15 protein-coding genes are annotated in these 16985 nt (G+C 69.0%); 6 read left to right on the top strand and 9 right to left on the bottom strand.

Annotated elements, in window-relative coordinates:
- Positions 1 to 38: 38 nt before the first annotated feature.
- Positions 39 to 356 (bottom strand): antibiotic biosynthesis monooxygenase, encoded by a 318-nt coding sequence (locus ACIOGX_RS26340; RefSeq protein ID WP_356513736.1) that lies wholly within the window; start codon positions 354 to 356, stop codon positions 39 to 41.
- Positions 357 to 500: 144 nt separating this feature from the next.
- Here ACIOGX_RS26340 and ACIOGX_RS26335 point away from each other — a divergent pair, with 144 nt between their 5' ends.
- A complete protein-coding gene (locus tag ACIOGX_RS26335; protein ID WP_383964141.1) occupies positions 501 to 1406 on the top strand; it encodes an AraC family transcriptional regulator N-terminal domain-containing protein in 906 nt (301 codons plus the stop codon).
- Between the two features lie 178 nt (positions 1407 to 1584).
- Positions 1585 to 2334, top strand: a complete 750-nt coding sequence (locus ACIOGX_RS26330) for an SDR family oxidoreductase (protein ID WP_401916732.1) — start codon at positions 1585 to 1587, stop codon at positions 2332 to 2334.
- Positions 2335 to 2504: 170 nt separating this feature from the next.
- Here the strand turns inward: ACIOGX_RS26330 and ACIOGX_RS26325 are convergent, their stop codons facing one another.
- The 3 genes from ACIOGX_RS26325 to ACIOGX_RS26315 form a co-directional block, all read right to left on the bottom strand.
- Entirely contained in the window at positions 2505 to 3647 is a 1143-nt protein-coding gene (locus ACIOGX_RS26325) for an ABC transporter substrate-binding protein (RefSeq protein WP_401916729.1), read from the bottom strand.
- Between the two features lie 245 nt (positions 3648 to 3892).
- Positions 3893 to 4873, bottom strand: a complete 981-nt coding sequence (locus ACIOGX_RS26320; protein WP_401916727.1) for a threonine/serine dehydratase — start codon at positions 4871 to 4873, stop codon at positions 3893 to 3895.
- A gap of 33 nt (positions 4874 to 4906) precedes the next feature.
- Positions 4907 to 5644: a VOC family protein gene (locus ACIOGX_RS26315; protein WP_401916724.1), complete on the bottom strand. Its 738-nt coding sequence runs from the start codon at positions 5642 to 5644 to the stop codon at positions 4907 to 4909.
- A 276-nt stretch (positions 5645 to 5920) separates the two neighbouring features.
- Here ACIOGX_RS26315 and ACIOGX_RS26310 point away from each other — a divergent pair, with 276 nt between their 5' ends.
- The 3 genes from ACIOGX_RS26310 to ACIOGX_RS26300 all read left to right on the top strand — a co-directional run bounded on the left by ACIOGX_RS26310 (position 5921) and on the right by ACIOGX_RS26300 (position 8987).
- Positions 5921 to 6958, top strand: coding sequence for a LysR family transcriptional regulator (locus tag ACIOGX_RS26310; protein WP_401916721.1), 1038 nt, complete (start codon positions 5921 to 5923; stop codon positions 6956 to 6958).
- A gap of 66 nt (positions 6959 to 7024) precedes the next feature.
- Positions 7025 to 7567 (top strand): DapH/DapD/GlmU-related protein, encoded by a 543-nt coding sequence (locus tag ACIOGX_RS26305; protein ID WP_401916718.1) that lies wholly within the window; start codon positions 7025 to 7027, stop codon positions 7565 to 7567.
- A 466-nt stretch (positions 7568 to 8033) separates the two neighbouring features.
- The gene (locus tag ACIOGX_RS26300) at positions 8034 to 8987 is read left to right on the top strand and encodes a hypothetical protein (protein ID WP_401916715.1); all 954 of its coding nucleotides are present in this window, start codon (positions 8034 to 8036) and stop codon (positions 8985 to 8987) included.
- Between the two features lie 405 nt (positions 8988 to 9392).
- Here ACIOGX_RS26300 and ACIOGX_RS26295 read toward each other — a convergent pair whose 3' ends face one another.
- From ACIOGX_RS26295 to ACIOGX_RS26275, 5 genes are all read right to left on the bottom strand, one after another.
- A complete protein-coding gene (locus ACIOGX_RS26295) occupies positions 9393 to 10049 on the bottom strand; it encodes a ScbR family autoregulator-binding transcription factor (RefSeq protein WP_401916712.1) in 657 nt (218 codons plus the stop codon).
- A gap of 224 nt (positions 10050 to 10273) precedes the next feature.
- Entirely contained in the window at positions 10274 to 10564 is a 291-nt protein-coding gene (locus ACIOGX_RS26290) for a hypothetical protein (RefSeq protein ID WP_401916709.1), read from the bottom strand.
- Between the two features lie 85 nt (positions 10565 to 10649).
- A complete protein-coding gene (locus tag ACIOGX_RS26285; protein WP_401916706.1) occupies positions 10650 to 14516 on the bottom strand; it encodes a hypothetical protein in 3867 nt (1288 codons plus the stop codon).
- Entirely contained in the window at positions 14513 to 14962 is a 450-nt protein-coding gene (locus ACIOGX_RS26280; RefSeq protein ID WP_356518776.1) for a hypothetical protein, read from the bottom strand. The genes ACIOGX_RS26285 and ACIOGX_RS26280 overlap by 4 nt, the downstream gene beginning before the upstream one ends.
- 351 nt (positions 14963 to 15313) lie before the next feature.
- A complete protein-coding gene (locus tag ACIOGX_RS26275) occupies positions 15314 to 15715 on the bottom strand; it encodes a winged helix-turn-helix transcriptional regulator (RefSeq protein ID WP_383975482.1) in 402 nt (133 codons plus the stop codon).
- Between the two features lie 101 nt (positions 15716 to 15816).
- Here ACIOGX_RS26275 and ACIOGX_RS26270 point away from each other — a divergent pair, with 101 nt between their 5' ends.
- Positions 15817 to 16668: an alpha/beta fold hydrolase gene (locus tag ACIOGX_RS26270; RefSeq protein WP_383975485.1), complete on the top strand. Its 852-nt coding sequence runs from the start codon at positions 15817 to 15819 to the stop codon at positions 16666 to 16668.
- Positions 16669 to 16985 lie beyond the last annotated feature (317 nt).

The following is a 16985-nucleotide window of genomic DNA, read 5'->3' as shown; positions in this document are numbered from 1 at the left end:
TGCGGGCGTCACGAACTGCGGTGTGGGTCTTCGGCGGGTCAGAAGGCGGCTTTGCCGCGGACCGGGACGTAGTCGGTGTACGCGGAGTCCTTGGCGAGCAGTGGGCCGATCCGCGCGACGATGGCCTGGGCGGTCTCGCCGGCGAAGACGCGGTGATGGTCCTCTTCGCTCGTCCAGCCTTCGGTGACGTGGACGACGTCGGGGTCGGACGCGGAGCGGGAGACGAGGTAGACGAGACAGTGTTCGCTCGCGCCGGGACTGCCCTCGTTCAGTCCGGTCAGCAGCAGGTCGACGAGCTGGTCGCCCATGGCCGGCCTGGCGGTCAGCGTCGCGTTGAAGCCGTAATTGACGATCATGGATGCCTTCTTCTTCGGTGATGGAGTGCGGTGATTCCATTCAACCGATGTGACCTGCGGAAACGTTAGACCGATGCTCGTGCGTACGTGCACGATCCTCGCGGCCGCGGGAGCCATGGTGCGGAATGGTGCTGCAATGGACGCATGGACCTCGACGAACTCCGCACCCTGCTGGCCCGCCACGCACGGCCCGACTGGACCACCGCCGTCGACGGTGTCCTCATCTCGAAGGTCGATCGCCCCGATCCGCCGGCACCCTCGATGTCCGGTACGGTCCTGGCGGTCATCGCCCAGGGCGCCAAACGCCTCGCCCTGGGGGAGAGGGTGTTCGAGTACGGGCCAGGGCAGTATCTGGTCGCATCCGTCGATCTGCCGGTCACGGGGCAGTTCCTCCAGGCCGACCCCGAGCAGCCGGCGCTGGGGTTCGGCCTCGTCCTGGAACCGTCCGCCGTAGCCGAGTTGCTGCTTGGGGCCGGGCATGGGGACACACCCCGCATGAGTGGCGGCGCGCCGTCGGGGATCGCCGTCAGCGACGCTCCGGCCGCGCTGCTGGACGCGGTGGTCCGGCTGCTGCGCCTGCTCGACGAGCCCCGCGACCGGGCTGTACTGGCCCCGCTGGTCAAGCGCGAGATCCTGTGGCGTCTGATCACCGGTGAGCAGGGTGCGACGGTTCGTCAGTTCGGCCTGGCCGACAGCAGCCTCAGCCATATCTCGCGGGCCGTGCGCTGGATCCGCGAGCACTACGCGCAGCCCTTCCGGGTCGAGGATGTGGCGCGGCAGTCCGGCATGGGTGTCTCCGCTTTCTACCGCAACTTCCAGGCGGTGACCGCGATGAGCCCCATCCAGTTCCAGAAGCAGATCCGGCTTCAGGAGGCCCGGTTGCTGCTGGCCACCCACCCCGGAGATGTCACCGGAGTGGGCCGACGTGTCGGCTACGACAACCCCTCACAATTCAGCCGGGAATACCGCCGCCAGTTCGGCGCACCCCCCAGCCAGGACGCCGCCGTCCTGCGGAACACCGTACGCACCCCGGCGCACCTCCTGCCCTGAGCCGGGCGGGCCGCACAGGAGGATCGTGCAAGGAGCGGCGAGGATAGCTCTACTATCCGCGCAGGTCAGAGCGGTTCAATGGGATCACTGGTTCTCCCGGGAACCAGGAAAGTACCTGTCCATCCGGAGAGTACCTGTCCATCCGGACGGGATCCCATCACATCGCAAGGGGCACATCATGAAGACGGTTCTGATCACTGGTACCTCCTCCGGGTACGGGCGGGAGACCGCCCACCACTTCCACTCGCAGGGGTGGAACGTCATCGCCACGATGCGGACGCCGCGTCCGGACGTCCTTCCTGAATCGGACCGGCTCCGCGTCGTCGAGCTCGACGTGACCGAGCCCGAGAGCATCACCGCCGTGTTCGAGGCGGCGGGCCCCATCGATGTCCTGGTCAACAACGCGGGGGTGCCCTCGATCAGTGTGTTCGAGGGCACCCCCATGGCCCGGGTGCGGGAGGTTTTCGAGACCAACACGTTCGGTGTGATGGCGACGACGCAGGCGGTGCTGCCCCAGTTCCGCGAGCGTGGCTCCGGCGTGGTGGTCAATGTGACCTCCAGTGTGGTGCTGGGGCACATGCCGCTCTCGGCCGTCTACAAGGCGAGCAAGATGGCCGTCGAGGGGTTCACCGCGTCTCTCGCGCTCGAAGTCGAACCGTTCGGTGTGCGGGCGAAGACGGTCGAGCCGGGGGCCTGCCTGACGACGAACTTCGCGGCCAGGGCGACGAACGGCGGCTCCCTGGACGAGCTCGTTCCGGCGCCGTACGCGGCGTTCGCGAAGAAAGCCATGGACGGCTTCATGGCGCAGGACGTGTTCACCAGGGAGAGCGACGTCGCCGAGGCGGTGTGGCGAGCCGCGCACGACACGACCGGTCAGCTGCGCTTCCCCGCCGGTCCCGACGCGGTCCTGCTCGCCCAGGCGAAGTGATCGACCAGCGGGCGTGACGACACCGCACTGAGCGGTTCAGCGGGACGAGGGCCACGAAGGACGGGGCGTGCTCCTGCGTGCCCACCGACATCGAAGCCACGACGGCGCGGAACCGTTCGCACGCATCTGGACGGCCGGACGGATCTGGGCAGATGGTCCGCCCTCTTCTCTCACTTCTCTCGGCTGGAGTGAAGGATCCGGAAGCGATCGGGTGCCGCCGGATCCCGGTCGACGACGTGGATCGGTGTGCCGGCCCATTGCCAAACACTGACGCCTGGCACGCGGGAGAACTGGATCCGCCCGCGGGTACCTACGACCGCGACGCGCGGCCAGGCTTCCGCGGTGCGCGCCCGGTCCGCGCCGTGAGAGCGCAGCACATCGGCGAGGACGACAACCGTGTCGTAGCCCTCGAATGCGACGAAGGAGGGCGCTTCGCCCAGCCGCTCGCGGAGGGCCTTCCCGACGCGTGCGCCGAGTGGGGTGAGGCGCTCGGGCAGATAGCGCAGGAACGGGACGCCGGCGCCGTCGTCGTCCAGCGACGTCGCCCATGTGGCGAACTCCGGTTGCCCGGCCGGAGCACCGATCATGATCCCGGCGAGGCGCTCGTCGAGGCGGACGGACCTGACGATCGGCACTGCCGGCTCCGGGTGGCCGACCAGAAGGAGGAGGGCTGTCGCGCGACTGTCGACGAGTGCGTCGCACACGGCCGCGGGGGTGAGCGCGCGCATGTCGAGTGCGGTGACGGTGCCGCCGCGTGGGGTGAGGTAGTCGCGCAGAACGCGGGTCCCCGTTGCCCAGTAGACACTGGGCTGGGCCGCTACGGCGATGCGGCGGTGGCCCGCGCCGAGCAGGAAGTCCGCGTAGACCTGCCAGCCGCGGGACTGCGGCGGAGCGAGGCGTGCGACCCATTCCGTTGGCTGTTCGGTGAGCGCGTCGAGAACCGCTGACGAGCAGAGGAACGGCAGGCCGAGGGCGTCGGCCCTGGTGGCAGCGGCGCGAGCGACGACGCTGTGATACTCCCCGGCCACGGCGGCCACACCCAGGCCGGCCAATTCGTCCACGGCTGACGTGGCCCTGTGTGGATCGGCCGCGGTGTCCCGGACCACAAGCTCCAGTGGTCTTCCGTCGATCCCTCCTGCCTCATTGACTTCGCCGGCGGCCAACTCAAGCCCGGCGAGCAGGTGGTGGCCGGCCTCGACCCAGCCGGGCCGGGTCAGCGGAACGAGAGCGCCGATCCGGACGGACGATTCGCCGGCCCGGACGGACGATCCGCCGGTCCGCTCCGACCCGGATGGCGGGGGTGGTGTATTCATGCCTGGACGTCTCCGTTCTCGTATGACGATGCGTATGGGGGAGTCCACGACATCGAACCAGCCCGCACAGTTGCTTACGGCCACATCGGTCCGATCTCGATATCGGACCCCAAGGCGGGAATGTGCGCATGTGGTGCGCCGGGCACGCACATGGGATGCGCGGGACCGTCGGCATCTACCCTGGGACGCCGTCCGGCGCCCGGTGGTGTGCCCTGGTAGCAGCCTTGTCCCCCCGCGAGTAGTTGTCAGGATCTGTGGGTGGCAGGCGCACCGACCCAGCGGTGATACGCGTCCACGTCGACGTTGCTGCCGCACACGATGGTGACCACATGCCGGCCGGCGAAGCGCTCACGGTCTTCGAGGATCGCCGCGATACCGAGCGCGGACGACGGCTCGACGACGAGCCCGGCGCGGTCGAGGAGCATCCGCATACCGGCGATGATCGACGTCTCCTGGACCAGGACGGCGTCGTCGGCGACCAGCAGCAGATCGTCCAGGACGGCCGGGATGGGAAACCGGCCGGCGACGCCGTCAGCGATGGTGTCGGTCGAGTCGGTCGTGACGACACGCCGCCTGCGATACGAGTGTGTCATTGCCGGTGCGCCCAGCGGCTGGACGCAGATCACCTCGACGTCGGGCGCCAAGGACTTCACCACATGACCCACGCCGGTGGCCAGCGCCCCGCCGCCGAGAGCGATCAGGACGGTGTCGAACGACGGCACGGAGCCGACCAGTTCCAGACCGATGGTCGCCGCGCCCTCGCAGGTCTCGATGTCGAGACTGTCTTCGACCAGCCGGATGCCGTCGTACCGCGCGATGGCCGCCGCCCGCTCACGGGCCATCTCGTGGTCGCCGTCGACCAGTTCCAATTCGGCGCCCAACGCGCGAATGCGATCCAGCTTGGTCACCGTCGCGAAGCGGGACGCCACGACGGTCACGTCGAGCCCCCGGCCGCGACCGGACCAAGCGAGGGCTTGGCCGAGGTTGCCCGCGCTGGCACACACCACGGCTCGCGGGCCGTGGTCGGCGAGTCGGCTCGCGACGACCTCGGTGCCGCGGGCCTTGAAGCTGCGGACCGGGTTCGCCGTTTCGAGCTTGATGCTCACCGTGCACCCGAGGTCGGGCTCCAGTGCCTCGCAGCGGTACAGCGGGGTGTCGAGAAAAATCGGGTCGATGACCCGGCGAGCCGCCCGGATCCGAGCTGTGTCGAGACGCGTCTCCTGCACGACACAGCAGCGTAGTGCCGTGAAGCCTTCGTGTCAGCGCGGGGTGAGGACGCAGAACTCGTTGCCCTCCGGGTCGGCGAGGACCGTCCACGGTACGTCGCCCTGGCCGAGATCGATGTCGGTGGCGCCGAGAGCCCGCAGCCGGGCCGCCTCCGCCGCTTGATCGTCACCGGGGTACGGGCGGAGGTCGAGATGGATGCGGTTCTTCACGGTCTTCGTGTCGGATGTGCGGAGGAACTCCAGATACGGGCCGACACCCTCGGCGGAACGCAGCACCGCCTGATCGTCCGTCACCTTGTGCAGAGTCCAGTCCATCGCCTCGCCCCAGAACCGGGCCATGGCCCGCGGATCCGCGCAGTCGACCACCACCGCGGCCATCGGCCCGGTGTCCCGGTAGATCGATCGCGGCTCCAGCACGCAGAACTCGTTGCCCTCCGGGTCGGCCAGAACCGTCCACGGGACGTCGCCCTGGCCCACGTCGGCGGGCGTCGCGCCGAGAACCTGGAGGCGCGCGACCAGCTCTGCCTGATGGGCCGCGGAGGTGGTGGCGAGGTCGACGTGCACGCGGTTCTTCACCGTCTTGGGTTCCGGGACGCGAAGGACGTCGACGCAGAGGGCGACGGGGTCCGGATAGACAAGGCCCACGGGTTCGAGGTTCGTCACACCGGGTTCCTCGCTGTCGATGCTCCAGCCGAGCGCCTCCGCCCAGAACCGGCCGAGCGCGGAGTCATCCCGAGCGTTCATCGCAATTTGAACAAGCCGTGTCGCCATGCCGCCGACCCTATGCACACCGCCCCGCAACGACAAACGCATAAACCGTCTCCACACAGAGCTCGACTCGCTCGCCGAGCGCACCGCTCAGCCCGCCAACTGACGTGCCCGGCCACACTCACACTGGACGGACCGGCTCACCACCCTCGCCGCACCACGGCGCCTCACGACAACCGACGGTTCGGACCTGTGAAGCACAACAGCCACGCAGGGGCGATCAGACAACCGATCCTCGGCGAGCCACAACGATTGGTTGGGCCACCCTACGATGGACCAGTGGACACCGAGGGATTGCGATCGTTCGTCCGGGCGGCCGAGCTCGGACGGTTCCAACAGGCGGCCGACGAGCTGGGCGTGACACAGCAGGCGGTCTCCAAGCGGATCGCCGCGCTGGAGCGCGCGCTGGAAGTGCGCCTGTTCACACGTACCGCGCGAGGGGTTGAGATGACGCTCGACGGTCAGGCATTCCTTCCCCACGCACGAAGCATCGTCGCGGGAGTCGAGCGCGCCATCGCTGCGGTCAGGCCGGGCTCCCGGGCCCTTCGGATCGATGTTCTCGGCCTGCGAAGCGCGCAGTCCGTTGTTCTGCACGAGTACTGGCAGGCGCATCCCGAAACCCATCTCGACGTGGTGACCCTCAGAGTCGACGACCCACGCGTGGCGGTCGCCGCCGTCGAAGCGGGCGACATCGACGCCTCGTTCCGTACCGTCACCGACCCTGGCCTGCTGCCGCCCGACGTGCGGATGATCCACGCGTTCGACTCCCCGCTGGAACTTCTCGTCGGCCCGGGACATCCGCTCGCCTCCGCGCGACGACTGACGCCATCGCAGCTGCGTAAGCACCGGATATGGGTGCCGGGTATCGCACCCTTGAGTGAATGGGCGGAGTTCTACGATCAGCTCGCCACCGACTTCGACCTACGCATCGACGCGGCGGGCCCGCACTTCGGGGACGAAGTACTCCTGGACACCCTCGCGGACTCCGCGGATGTGGCCACCCTCGTTGGGGCACGCGACCGGTACATCTGGCCGACGAACTACGACCTGCGCCGCGTCCCTGTCGTGGGTCCGACTCTCGCGTACCCACTCTCGCTCATCCTCTCCAGAACGCATCCACATCCAGGGCTCCGCGGAATCATCAGCCACCTGGAAAGCCTGCCAAGGGTGCCCGAGCCGGTCTGGCTCCCTTCCTGGGCAACGGCGCCACGACACGGCGACGGCGACAGCGATAGTGACGGCGACGGCGACATCGCTCACGTTCGCAGGTCCCGGTCCCGGTCCCGTCCCGACAAAGGTGACTCGACAGGCTGCTGACAGCAGCCTCCAGCGGCACCGAGCGGACCTTCTCCAGTCACCGACACACCAAGAAAGGATCGTGGCATGTCCAGCGACCGTCTCATGCGTATCCACAGCGACGAGTTCCAGGCGATGGCCGAGCGAGTCCTGCGGGTCACCGGGCTCACCTCCCGCTTGAACGTTCTGCCTTTCGAGGACGAAGCGGGCAAGGCGGAACTGTTCGAACAGATCCTCGGCAAGCCACTGCCGCCGAGAGTCACGATCTATCCGCCCTTCTACACGGACCATGGCCTTCACCTCGACCTCGCCGAGCGTGTGTTCATCAACCAGAACTGCACGTTCCTGGACTATGCCGGCATCCGGCTCGGTGAGCGTGTGATGGTCGGCCCGAAGGTCACGTTCATCACCGGCGGCCACCCGGTCGATCCCGAGGAGCGGCGGCTGTACCTCACCGGCGCACCCATCGACGTGGCGGAGAACGTGTGGATCGGAGCCGGTGCCACGATCCTGCCCGGCGTCAGCATTGGCCGTGACGCCGTGGTCGCCGCCGGCGCGGTCGTGGCCGACGACGTGCCGCCGGCGAGCCTGGTGACGGGTAGCAAAGCCACCGTGTACCGACGGTGGTGACAACCTCTCCAGGGCCGCTCGGCCGCTCCCGACTCGGCATCGCCGCTGCTCTCTCCCTCTCCGCCAATCCGTCGACGGTCCTTGGGTTGCTTCGACACGGTGCCCACCGGGCTTCGTTCACCGACGAATAGGACAGGGCCGATGTCCTCCGCCAAGCGGTGCGGACCAGTTCGCGCAGCTCAGCGACGATCTCCGCATACCGGTCCGCGGTGATGCCGCCGGCATTGTCGGCTGCGCGTGAATCCGATCGAAGGTGCCGTTTCCATGCGTTCGTGTTGCTGTCACTGCGACCGTTCGCCGAAGGACACAACATCCGGGGATCCAAGGGAACTTGGGTACGCTCCGAAGCGCCCGGGTGAACAATCACCTCTCGCCGTTGAACATTCACTGTCCAGGGCTTCGCGCAGGGCCTGCCGGTCCCGATCATGGGGAGTCGCCACTCCGACCTCCCTACCGAAGGACCACCGTGACCCGTTGGAGATCCGCCCTGGCCACCCTGTCTGCCGCGTTCGTGGGCGCCACCACACTGCTCTTCGCCCCGCCGGCACAGGCCGCCCCCAGTGACGCCGACCTCGCCTACCGCTGGGCGCCCCTGCATTACCAGGACACCTCATCGAAGTACTACTCCGCCGACTACCTGGCGCCGGTGAACTACGACGGCGACTGGAACACTCTCAACAACTGGGAGAACCTCGACGCCAACACCTCACGGCTGACGGGCACCGCGTACTACTCGGTGGTCGAGACCGGGACGCACTGGTACATCACCTATGCCTTCTTCCACCCCCGGGACTGGAAGGACTACCCGCTGAACCTCTTCTCCCACGAGAACGACATGGAGGGCCAGTTGGAGGTCGTCCGTAAGGACGGAAGCGAGTACGGCGCCCTTCAGGCGGTTGTGACGCTCGCACACGACAACTTCTACTCGTACACGCCGCCCGGCAGCCCTTTCACCAACGGCCGCGAAAGCATCGACGGCACGGTGATCATGCAGGCCTACGACGGTGCGGCGCACCCGACGAGCTTCCAGGAAGCGCGCGGTCACGGTGCCTACGCCTGGAACGGCGCCGACTTCCCGGGCGGCGACGGAATCGTCTTCAAGCCGAGCCGAGGCGCGGGTTCGGTCCCGACCGGCGGCAACGACCGCGACGCGCGGTACGGACTCACCGACCTCACCGCCTCCGACAGTCTCTGGGGCCGTCGCAACAGCAGTGAGACGTACGCCGGGTGGGGCGCGTTCCGCGGGGACAACGGCAAGGCCAACGCGGCGCACACCCCCTGGACCTGGGACGACATGAACGACGGCAGCGACCTCCAGGCGGGCGTGATCGCGACGGATCCCGCGTACCTGGTCTCCCGGTACTTCGGCAACACGGGCGATCTGAGCCTGACCTATCTGCGCAACCCCTACCGCGTCTGAGAGTTCCGCGAACGGCCGTTCCGGGCGGCCGGTGCCTCACGGCCGCCCGGAACGCGGACGCGGACCGTTTGCCACGGGCTTCCTCGATGACGGCGATGCGTCGGCCTGTGTGGTGCGGCAGTACGCGGGCGCCGTGGGATCCGCGAGCGCGCCTTTGGGCCGGAGCTGCCGGAGTGCTGGGTGCCGACCGAATGGCCTGCCGCCGAGGGCGAGTCGGTGCAGTTCTGGCTTTCCGATCCGCCTGATGACATTCCGCTGGTCACGCTCGTGCGGCCGGCCAAGCTCCGCCGGAGGACGTGACCACTTGGTTCGACAGGCGCGGCTACGCCCTCCTCGGCACCACAACAGCGGCAGCCCTCACGGCTGGCTCCGGACATGATCGGCGAGAACAAGTGTTGCTGCGTGTTATGGGGTGGTGGTGTGGGGTGTGGTGGTGAGTTCGTTGTAGACGGTTTGTCCTCGGGTGGGGGTGAGGTCGAGGGTGGTGAGGATGGAGGCGTGGATGATGTTGGGGAGGAGGTGGTGGAGGAGGGCGCGGACGCGGTCGGTGAGGTCGTGGTAGTCGGTGAGTGCTTGGGACATGGCCTGGATGCCGGCGAAGCTTCCTACGAGGATGTCTGCGCTTTCGGCGGGCTGGACGTGGGGGAGGAGTTCGCCTTGGGTCTGTGCTTTTTCGAGGTGTTCGCGCATGACGGTGGCCCAGTTGAGGAAGGGGCCGCTGCGGTCGAGGTCGTGTGCTTGCTGGTCGAGTGAGAGGCGGACGCCGGCACGGACCATGGGGTCGGTCTGGAGGCGGTGGGCGTGGAGCATGATGACGTCGACGACTTCCTGGATTTTGCAGGGGCGGTCGGGGACGGTGAGGCGTTGGTCCTGTTCGCTGAGTACGCCGTGGGCGAGGTCTTCCTTGGACTGGAAGTGGAAGTAGAGGGCGCCTTTGGTGACGCCCGCGGTGGTGAGGATTTCGGTGATGGTGGCTGCCTGGTATCCGTGTTCTTCGAACACGCGGGCTGCTGCCCCCAGGATCGTCTGACGCGTACGGATGGCTCTGTCCTGTTTCGCCACTTTCGCCTCCTTCACCTGCACGGCCGCTGTCCCGGTCCACAAAAAAACCGGCGAGTTCGTATCTTACAGAGAGCCGAGTCCCCGGGGGCCGCGCCGGCTGCCCGAAGCGTGACACCGCGTCTGTCAGCGCCTGTCGAGCCGGCCGCACCTGTCGCGTCTGCCGTGTCCGCCGAGTCCGGTTTGCAAGCCGTCTGTCCGTGTCGCCTGTGTGTGGTGCGCGGGCGTCATGTACGGGCCCGGACTTGGGGGCAGGACTGCTGCCGCTTGATGTCCCGCTTGCCCTTGTCGGCCTGGCGGTGCAGTGGGCGCCCGGGGGCGCCGGGCAGTCCGGACCGCATGGACTTCTCCACGTGCCAGGTCTGCTCCGGGGTGACGGAGGGCAGTTCGAAGGTGGGGGTGTGGCCGAGGGCGACGCAGCCTTGCCGGTCGTTGCGGCGGGAGGTTTTCATGGTGGAGTCGCAGCGGAACCGGCTGTTGCGGATGATGCCGCTGGTGGAGGCGGTGGTGCATACCAACCGGGGATGGTCGTGCACACACACCAACTCACCGGCCCCACGAGCAGCGTGACAACGCCTTCCGATCAGCCCCGGCCTGTGCAGGTCAGGGGCACGGCGGGGCGTACGCGGGGCCGTCCCCGACGAAGCGGCGCCATTGCTGGGGGCTGAGGGGCTCGGTGTCGACGCAGATTCTCTCGATGCTCGTGTCCACGTCGAGCTGCCACAGCCGGGCCGACTGGTCGAGGCTGCCGGTGGCCAGCGTCTTCCCGTCCCGGCTGAAGGCAACGGCGTACACGGAGTCGGTGTGGGCGTTCAGCGGCAGGCCGCGACGGCTCGGCCGGGCGGGCGTGCGGACGTCCCACAGCTGCACCGACGACTGGCCGTAGCTGCCCGTGGCGAGGGTGCTGCCGTCCGGGCTGAAGGCAACGGCGTACACGGAGTCGGTGTGCCCGGTCAGCGGCTCGCCGAGGCCGGTGGGGCGGCTGGGCATGGAGATGTTCCACAAGCGCACCGAGAAGTCGTTGCTGCCGGTAACGAGAGTCTTTCCGTCCGGGCTGAACGCAAGGGAGGCGACGCCGTTGATGTGGCCCTTCAGTGGCCGGCCGACGCGCTCGGGTCCGGCCCGGTCGCGGACGTCCCACAGCTGAGCCGTGGCGTCGTAGCTGCCGCTGGCCAGCATGTCGCCGTCCGGACTGAACGCCACGGCGAGCACCATGCCCTCGTGGTGCCGCACCGGACGGCCGACCGGTCCGGCGCGGTCCGGCTCCGTGACGTCCCACAGGCGGATCGTGGCGTCCTGGCCGCCGGTGGCCAGGGTCTTTCCGTCCGGGCTGAACGCCATGGTCCAGATGCCGCCCTCGTGTCCGGTCAGAGGATCACCCAGGTACTTGGGCTTGGACGGATCGGAGATGTTCCACAGCTGGATCACGCCGTCATACCCGGCACTCGCGAGGAACTCCCCGTCCGGGCTGAACGCCAGGGACCTGACGCCGTCGGTATGAGCCTGGAACCCCCGGCCGAGCAGCTTCGGACGGCCATGCTCCGACGTGTCCCACAGCCGCACCGCCCCGTCCAGACCGCCGGTGGCAAAGAGCCGCCCGTCCGGGCCGAACGCCACCCCGATCACACCGTTGATGTGGCCGGTCAGCAGCGTGCGCGGCATGTCCCACAGGCGTGCCGTCTGGTCGTAGCTGCCGGAGGCGAGAGTGTGTCCGTCGGGGCTGAACGCCACCGCCGCGACGGTGTTGCTGTGCCCCGTCCATGCCTGCCCGAGCGCCTTGGGACGTATCGGGTCGGAGACGCTCCACAACTGCACCGTCGCGTCCGCGCTTGCGGTGGCCAAAGTCCGCCCGTCCGGGCTGAACGCCACCGAGGAGACCACGGTGCTGCGCCCCTTGAGGAGTTGGTTGGCGTGCGTGGGCTTGTCAGGATCCGCGACGTTCCACAGCCGTACGGTGGAGTCGCCGCTGCCGGTGGCGAGGGTCCGGCTGTCGGGGCTGAACGCCAGGGACGCGACGGTGTTGGTGTGGCCCTTGAGCGGGGCCCCGCGTCGCTTTGGCTTCTTCGGGTCGGACACATCCCACAACCGGGCCTTGAAGTCGTCGGCCCCGGTGGCGAGCGTCTTGCCGTCCGGGGCGAACGCCACTGCCCAGAGTCTGCCCGGACCGTCCTTGAGCGGTTTGCCCACGGGCTTGGCATCGGCCGGGTCCGACACGTCCCACAGCCGGACCGTGGCATCGCCGGAGCTGCTGGCGAGCAGGTCGCCGTCCGGGCTGAACGCCACCCCGCTGATCACGGCGTCATGCCCGGTCAGTGGTTGGCCGACAGGCTCGGGATCCGAAGGGTCGGACACGTCCCACAGGCGGACCCACCGGTCGCGGTCGTCACCGGCGGTGGCCAGGGTGCGTCCGTCCGGGCTGAACGCCACGGACATCACAGCCTTGGTGTAGCCGGTCAACGGCCGTCCCAGGGCGCGGGGGCTGCGTGGGTCGGAGGTGTCCCACAGCCGGATCGTGGCATCGCCGCTGCCGGTGGCCAGGGTGCGTCCGTCCGGGCTGAACGCCACCGACGAGACCCGTTCGGTGTGGCCCTTCAACTGCTTGGACAGCGGGGTGTTCCCGGAGTTCAGCAACCGGGTGTACGTCTCATCGCCGGGCCGCATCCGGTGCGCCACCAGGTCGAGCTGGGCGGCCAGTGACTGGTCCGTGCCGCGCAGACGGTCGGCTTCGGCGACGACCCGGTTGTACACGGCGAGGTCCCGCTGGTGTACGGCCTCGCCCTGCTGCTTGAAAGCGAAGCCTGCAGCACCCGAGGCGAGCAGGGTCAGGACGGCGAGGACGGCGATGACCGCGTTCCGCTGCCGGGCGGTGCGGCGCCGCACCCGCTCCCCGGCGGCGAGGAACGCCTGCGCCGCCGAACTCAGGCTGTGTGGCGGGGCGTTGAGCGCCCAGGTGCACGCGATCTCAAGGGGGCCGCCGCGGTAGAGAAGCGCCGGGTCACGGCCGCTCTCGTCCCACGTGGCCGCCGTCTCCTCCAGGTTCTGGTGGGTGAGGCGCCCGGCCCGGTCGGCGTCGATCCAGCCGCGCAGCCGGGGCCAGGTGTGCAACAGAGCCTCGTGGGTGATCTCGACGGTTTCCTGCTCGCGGGTGAGCAGCCGGGCCCGGGTGAACGCGTCCACCACCGGCTCGGCACGGCCGCCGCCGACATCCGCCAACTCGGCGCGGCCCAGGCGCCGCCGAACGTCCTTCGTGCTGTCGCCGACCCGCACCATCCGCAGGAAGAGCGACTGCGCCACGCGCCGCTCGTCGTCGTCGAGGCCGCTATAGACGTGTTCGGCGGTCGAGGCGATGGCGCCTTGGATGCCTCCGGTGTCGCGGTACCCGCGCACGGTGAGTGTGGCGCCGTGCCGCTGCTGCCAGCAGACCCGCAGGGCGTGTGCGAGCAGCGGCAGGCGCCCGGCCTCGTAGCGTGCTTCCCCAGCGGGACCCATCGCCGTGGTGGCGCCCAGGTCGTGCAGGAGCAGCTCGACCAGTCCGTCCTCTACGTCGAGCCCCACGTCCCTGGCGGGCAGCAGGACGGCTTCGCGTAATTCCTCGTCCGTCATGGGGCCGACGACCAGCGGGGCGTCCTGCAGCGCGGCGCGCAGGGGAGGGTGATCGACGCACGCGGCGTAGAAGTCGGACCGGATGCCCAGGACCACGAGGGCCCGCGGGGTGCCCTCCGTGCCGGGGTAGGCCTGACCGCCCGCAAGGCGGGCGAGCAGTGTGACGAAGGAGTGCCGTTGCTGCTCGTCGGTACAGAGTGTGAAGAGCTCCTCGAACTGGTCGACCACGATGACCGCTCGCGTGGGCTGTCCCGGCAGGGCGTTGCACAGGGCCTCGGCCAGGACCGGGAGGCACCGCGGCGGGTCGGCGACGAGATCCGCGGCCGTCACCTCCGGGCCGGCGCCGCGGAGCGCCACGATCTGGTCAGCCAGGGCACGGAGCGGGTGGGCGCTGGGGGTGAGCAAGAGTTTCGGCCATCGGTCGGAGCCGGGCAGCGCGGCCCGGTCCAAGTGCGGCAGCAGCCCGGCCCGCAGCAGCGAGGACTTGCCCGCGCCCGACGGGGCCACGACCGCCTGGAGCCGGCCCGAGTCCAGGCGCCGGTCGAGGCGGTCGGTCAACTCGGCGACGAGCGCCTCTCGTCCGAAGAACCACCGTTCGTGCTCTTGCCCGAAGGCCGCCAGCCCCGGATAGGGGCAGTCCGGCACCGGTCTGCCCGCCTCGGTGCGGCGGCGTTTGCGTACTCCGTCGACGTAGTGGAAGTGCTGGTCGCGGCCGGCTACGTTGATGCCTCCGTGATCGCGGACGTATGCCTCGATGTGGATGCCCTCGCCCGCAGCGCGTGGCGTGCCGTGCGCGCCGTCCGCCGGGTGGCCTGCGGAGTCCGGGGGTTCGGTGTCGCGATCCGCCTGCGGCTCTTCGGGGCTCATCGATCAACCGCTTCGGTGATGTGCTGATCGCGCCCGGCGACGTAGACCCGGCTGCTGTCCAAGGCCCGCACGGACACCGTCACCGACGGCTCGTCCCGGCCGCTGCCGGGCGGCTCGGGGCCCAGGTCCTCGGCGAGGATCCTGCGCAGTTCCGCGGCGAGTTCGGGCTCGGCCGCAAGTAGCCTGCGCAGCCGCCCCTGCCACTCGCTGACCAGCTCCGCTTCGGTCTGTTCGGCCTCGGCCGGTTCGTCGGCGTCCTGCCGTGCGGCAAGCAACACCGCACGGGATTCCTCGAGTTCGGTCTCCACCATGTCCGCCCGGTCTGGGTACACGCGACGCCATAGCGCACCCATCGAGTTCTGTGCCCGCTCCCAACCGGCCGTCGTCAGCAGTTGCACCACTGTCGCAGCCGCTACGGAAGCAAGGCCCGCAAGCTCCGGATCCATACCGTTCCCCCGTTCACCCGTGCCACCACTGGCTCGCTGCATCGTGTGTACTGCCTGAATCACCTTGGGCGCCAGAGGGAACCCGGTCGAATAACCGGACCTGCACGGGGGTGCTGTCACGTTGAGGGTGGGGTATGAGGTCGGGTCGTTCCGGTGGTGGCTGGCCGCCGCGCTTTGACCCGGGCGGCTACCGGGCGCGCTTCGGGGCCGAGTGCGGGATCAGCTGCCTCGGAAGGCGCCGTGCGGTCGCCGTGCGTTATGGCAGGCTGGCGGTCCGCTATGAGGGGACCGTCCTTGTTGCGGCCGTCGACGAGTGGCTGTGGCCGTCGCTGGCTCTTCCTGCTGAGGAGGTCAGGCTCCGGCGAGCCGGTTGTTGTGGTCGATCTCGGGCATGTGTGTCTCGGCCCAGACCCGCAGGGCGGAGAGCGGCCTTTCGAGGGACAGGCCGAGCTCGGTGAGCCGGTAGTGGACGGCGGGTGGCACTGTGGGTTCCACGCGGCGCGCGACCAGGCCGTCGCGGACCAGGCTCTGCAGCGTGACAGACAGCATCTTCTGCGAGATGCCCGGAATGCGACGCCGAAGTTCCGCGAACCGGAGTTCGCCGGGATCCGTCTCGGCCAGCACCTTGACCACCATCGACGTCCACTTGGTGCCGATACGGTCGAGCAACTGGCGGGTCGGGCAGCGGGGGTCCAGCAGATCACCGCGCTCACCCGGCCGCCGACCGGGTTCGCCGGGCATGGACGTGGTCACCCGGGGCTCACCACCTGAGGGGAAAGTGCCGTCTTGGAAGGACCAGGCTAGTTCCCTAGCGTGACCGTGTCACCATCCCTCACCACCCCTGGAGTCCCTCCGTGCCCGAACTGCGGCGTGTCCCTGTCAATGGTGTCGAACTCAACGTCGCCCTCGCCGGATCCGGCCCGGCCGTCTTGCTGCTGCACGGCTTTCCGCACACCTGGGAGCTATGGACGGACATCATGGCCGGCCTGTCCGACCGCTACCGCGTCATCGCGCCGGACCTGCGCGGATTCGGCGCGAGCAGCCCGGCCGCCTCCGGGTACGACGCCGGCACCCTGGCCGAGGACGCCGCAGCGCTTCTCACCGAACTCGGCGTGGCTCCGGCCGCCGTAGTGGGAATCGACGCGGGTACCCCGGCGGCCTTCCTCCTCGCCCTGCGCCACCCCGGTCTCGTCCGGCGCCTGGTCCTCATGGAGTCCGTGCTGGGCGGGCTGCCCGGCGCCGAGGACTTCCTGGCCGGCGGGCCACCGTGGTGGTTCGGCTTCCATACCGCCGCACCCGGCCTCGCCGAGACCGTGCTGGAAGGCCACGAGGCCGCCTACATCGACTGGTTCCTGCACACCGGCACGCTCGGCGACGGAGTGCCCCCTGCCATCCGGGACGCCTTTGTCCACGCATACACGGGCAGCCCCGCATTGAGCCGCGCGTTCTCCTACTACCGGGCACTGCCCGAAAGCGCACTGCAGATCGCGCAAGCCGTCACCACCGCCCGCCTGACGGTGCCCACCATGGCACTGGGCGCACACCCCGTCGGCGCCGCGCTGGAACGCCAACTCCGCCCCGTCACCGATGACCTCACCGGACACGTCATCGAGGACTGTGGCCACATCATTCCCCTGCACCGACCACACACCCTGCTCACGCTGTTGAATCCGTTCCTCGCCAGTGAGGACGCGATTGCAGCGTGACCGGGACAGCCGCCGACATTCGATACACGCTTTAGGTCCTCTTAGGCTTGGGCTCGGTTCCTGGTCCCTCGGTCTCAGGCGCCCTCGGCTTACCTCGGCTCCTGGGCTTGTTGCCCCCGGTCTGTTGCCCCTCGATCCCCGGCCTTCCGGGCCCCCGGGCCCCTGACTCTCCGACCTCCGGTTCCGGGGTCGGGTTCCGGTGTGTCGTGCTGGGTGTTAGGTGGTTGTGGTGTGGGGGGTGGTGAGGGTGGTGGTGAAGATGGGGGTGGTGTTTTGGTGGCCGGTGATGTGGAGGGTGGTGTGGGTGGGGGTGGTGT

Source organism: Streptomyces sp. NPDC088147, assembly GCF_044741565.1.
GTDB lineage: Bacteria > Actinomycetota > Actinomycetes > Streptomycetales > Streptomycetaceae > Streptomyces.
This window is presented reverse-complemented; position numbering and strand designations above follow the sequence as displayed.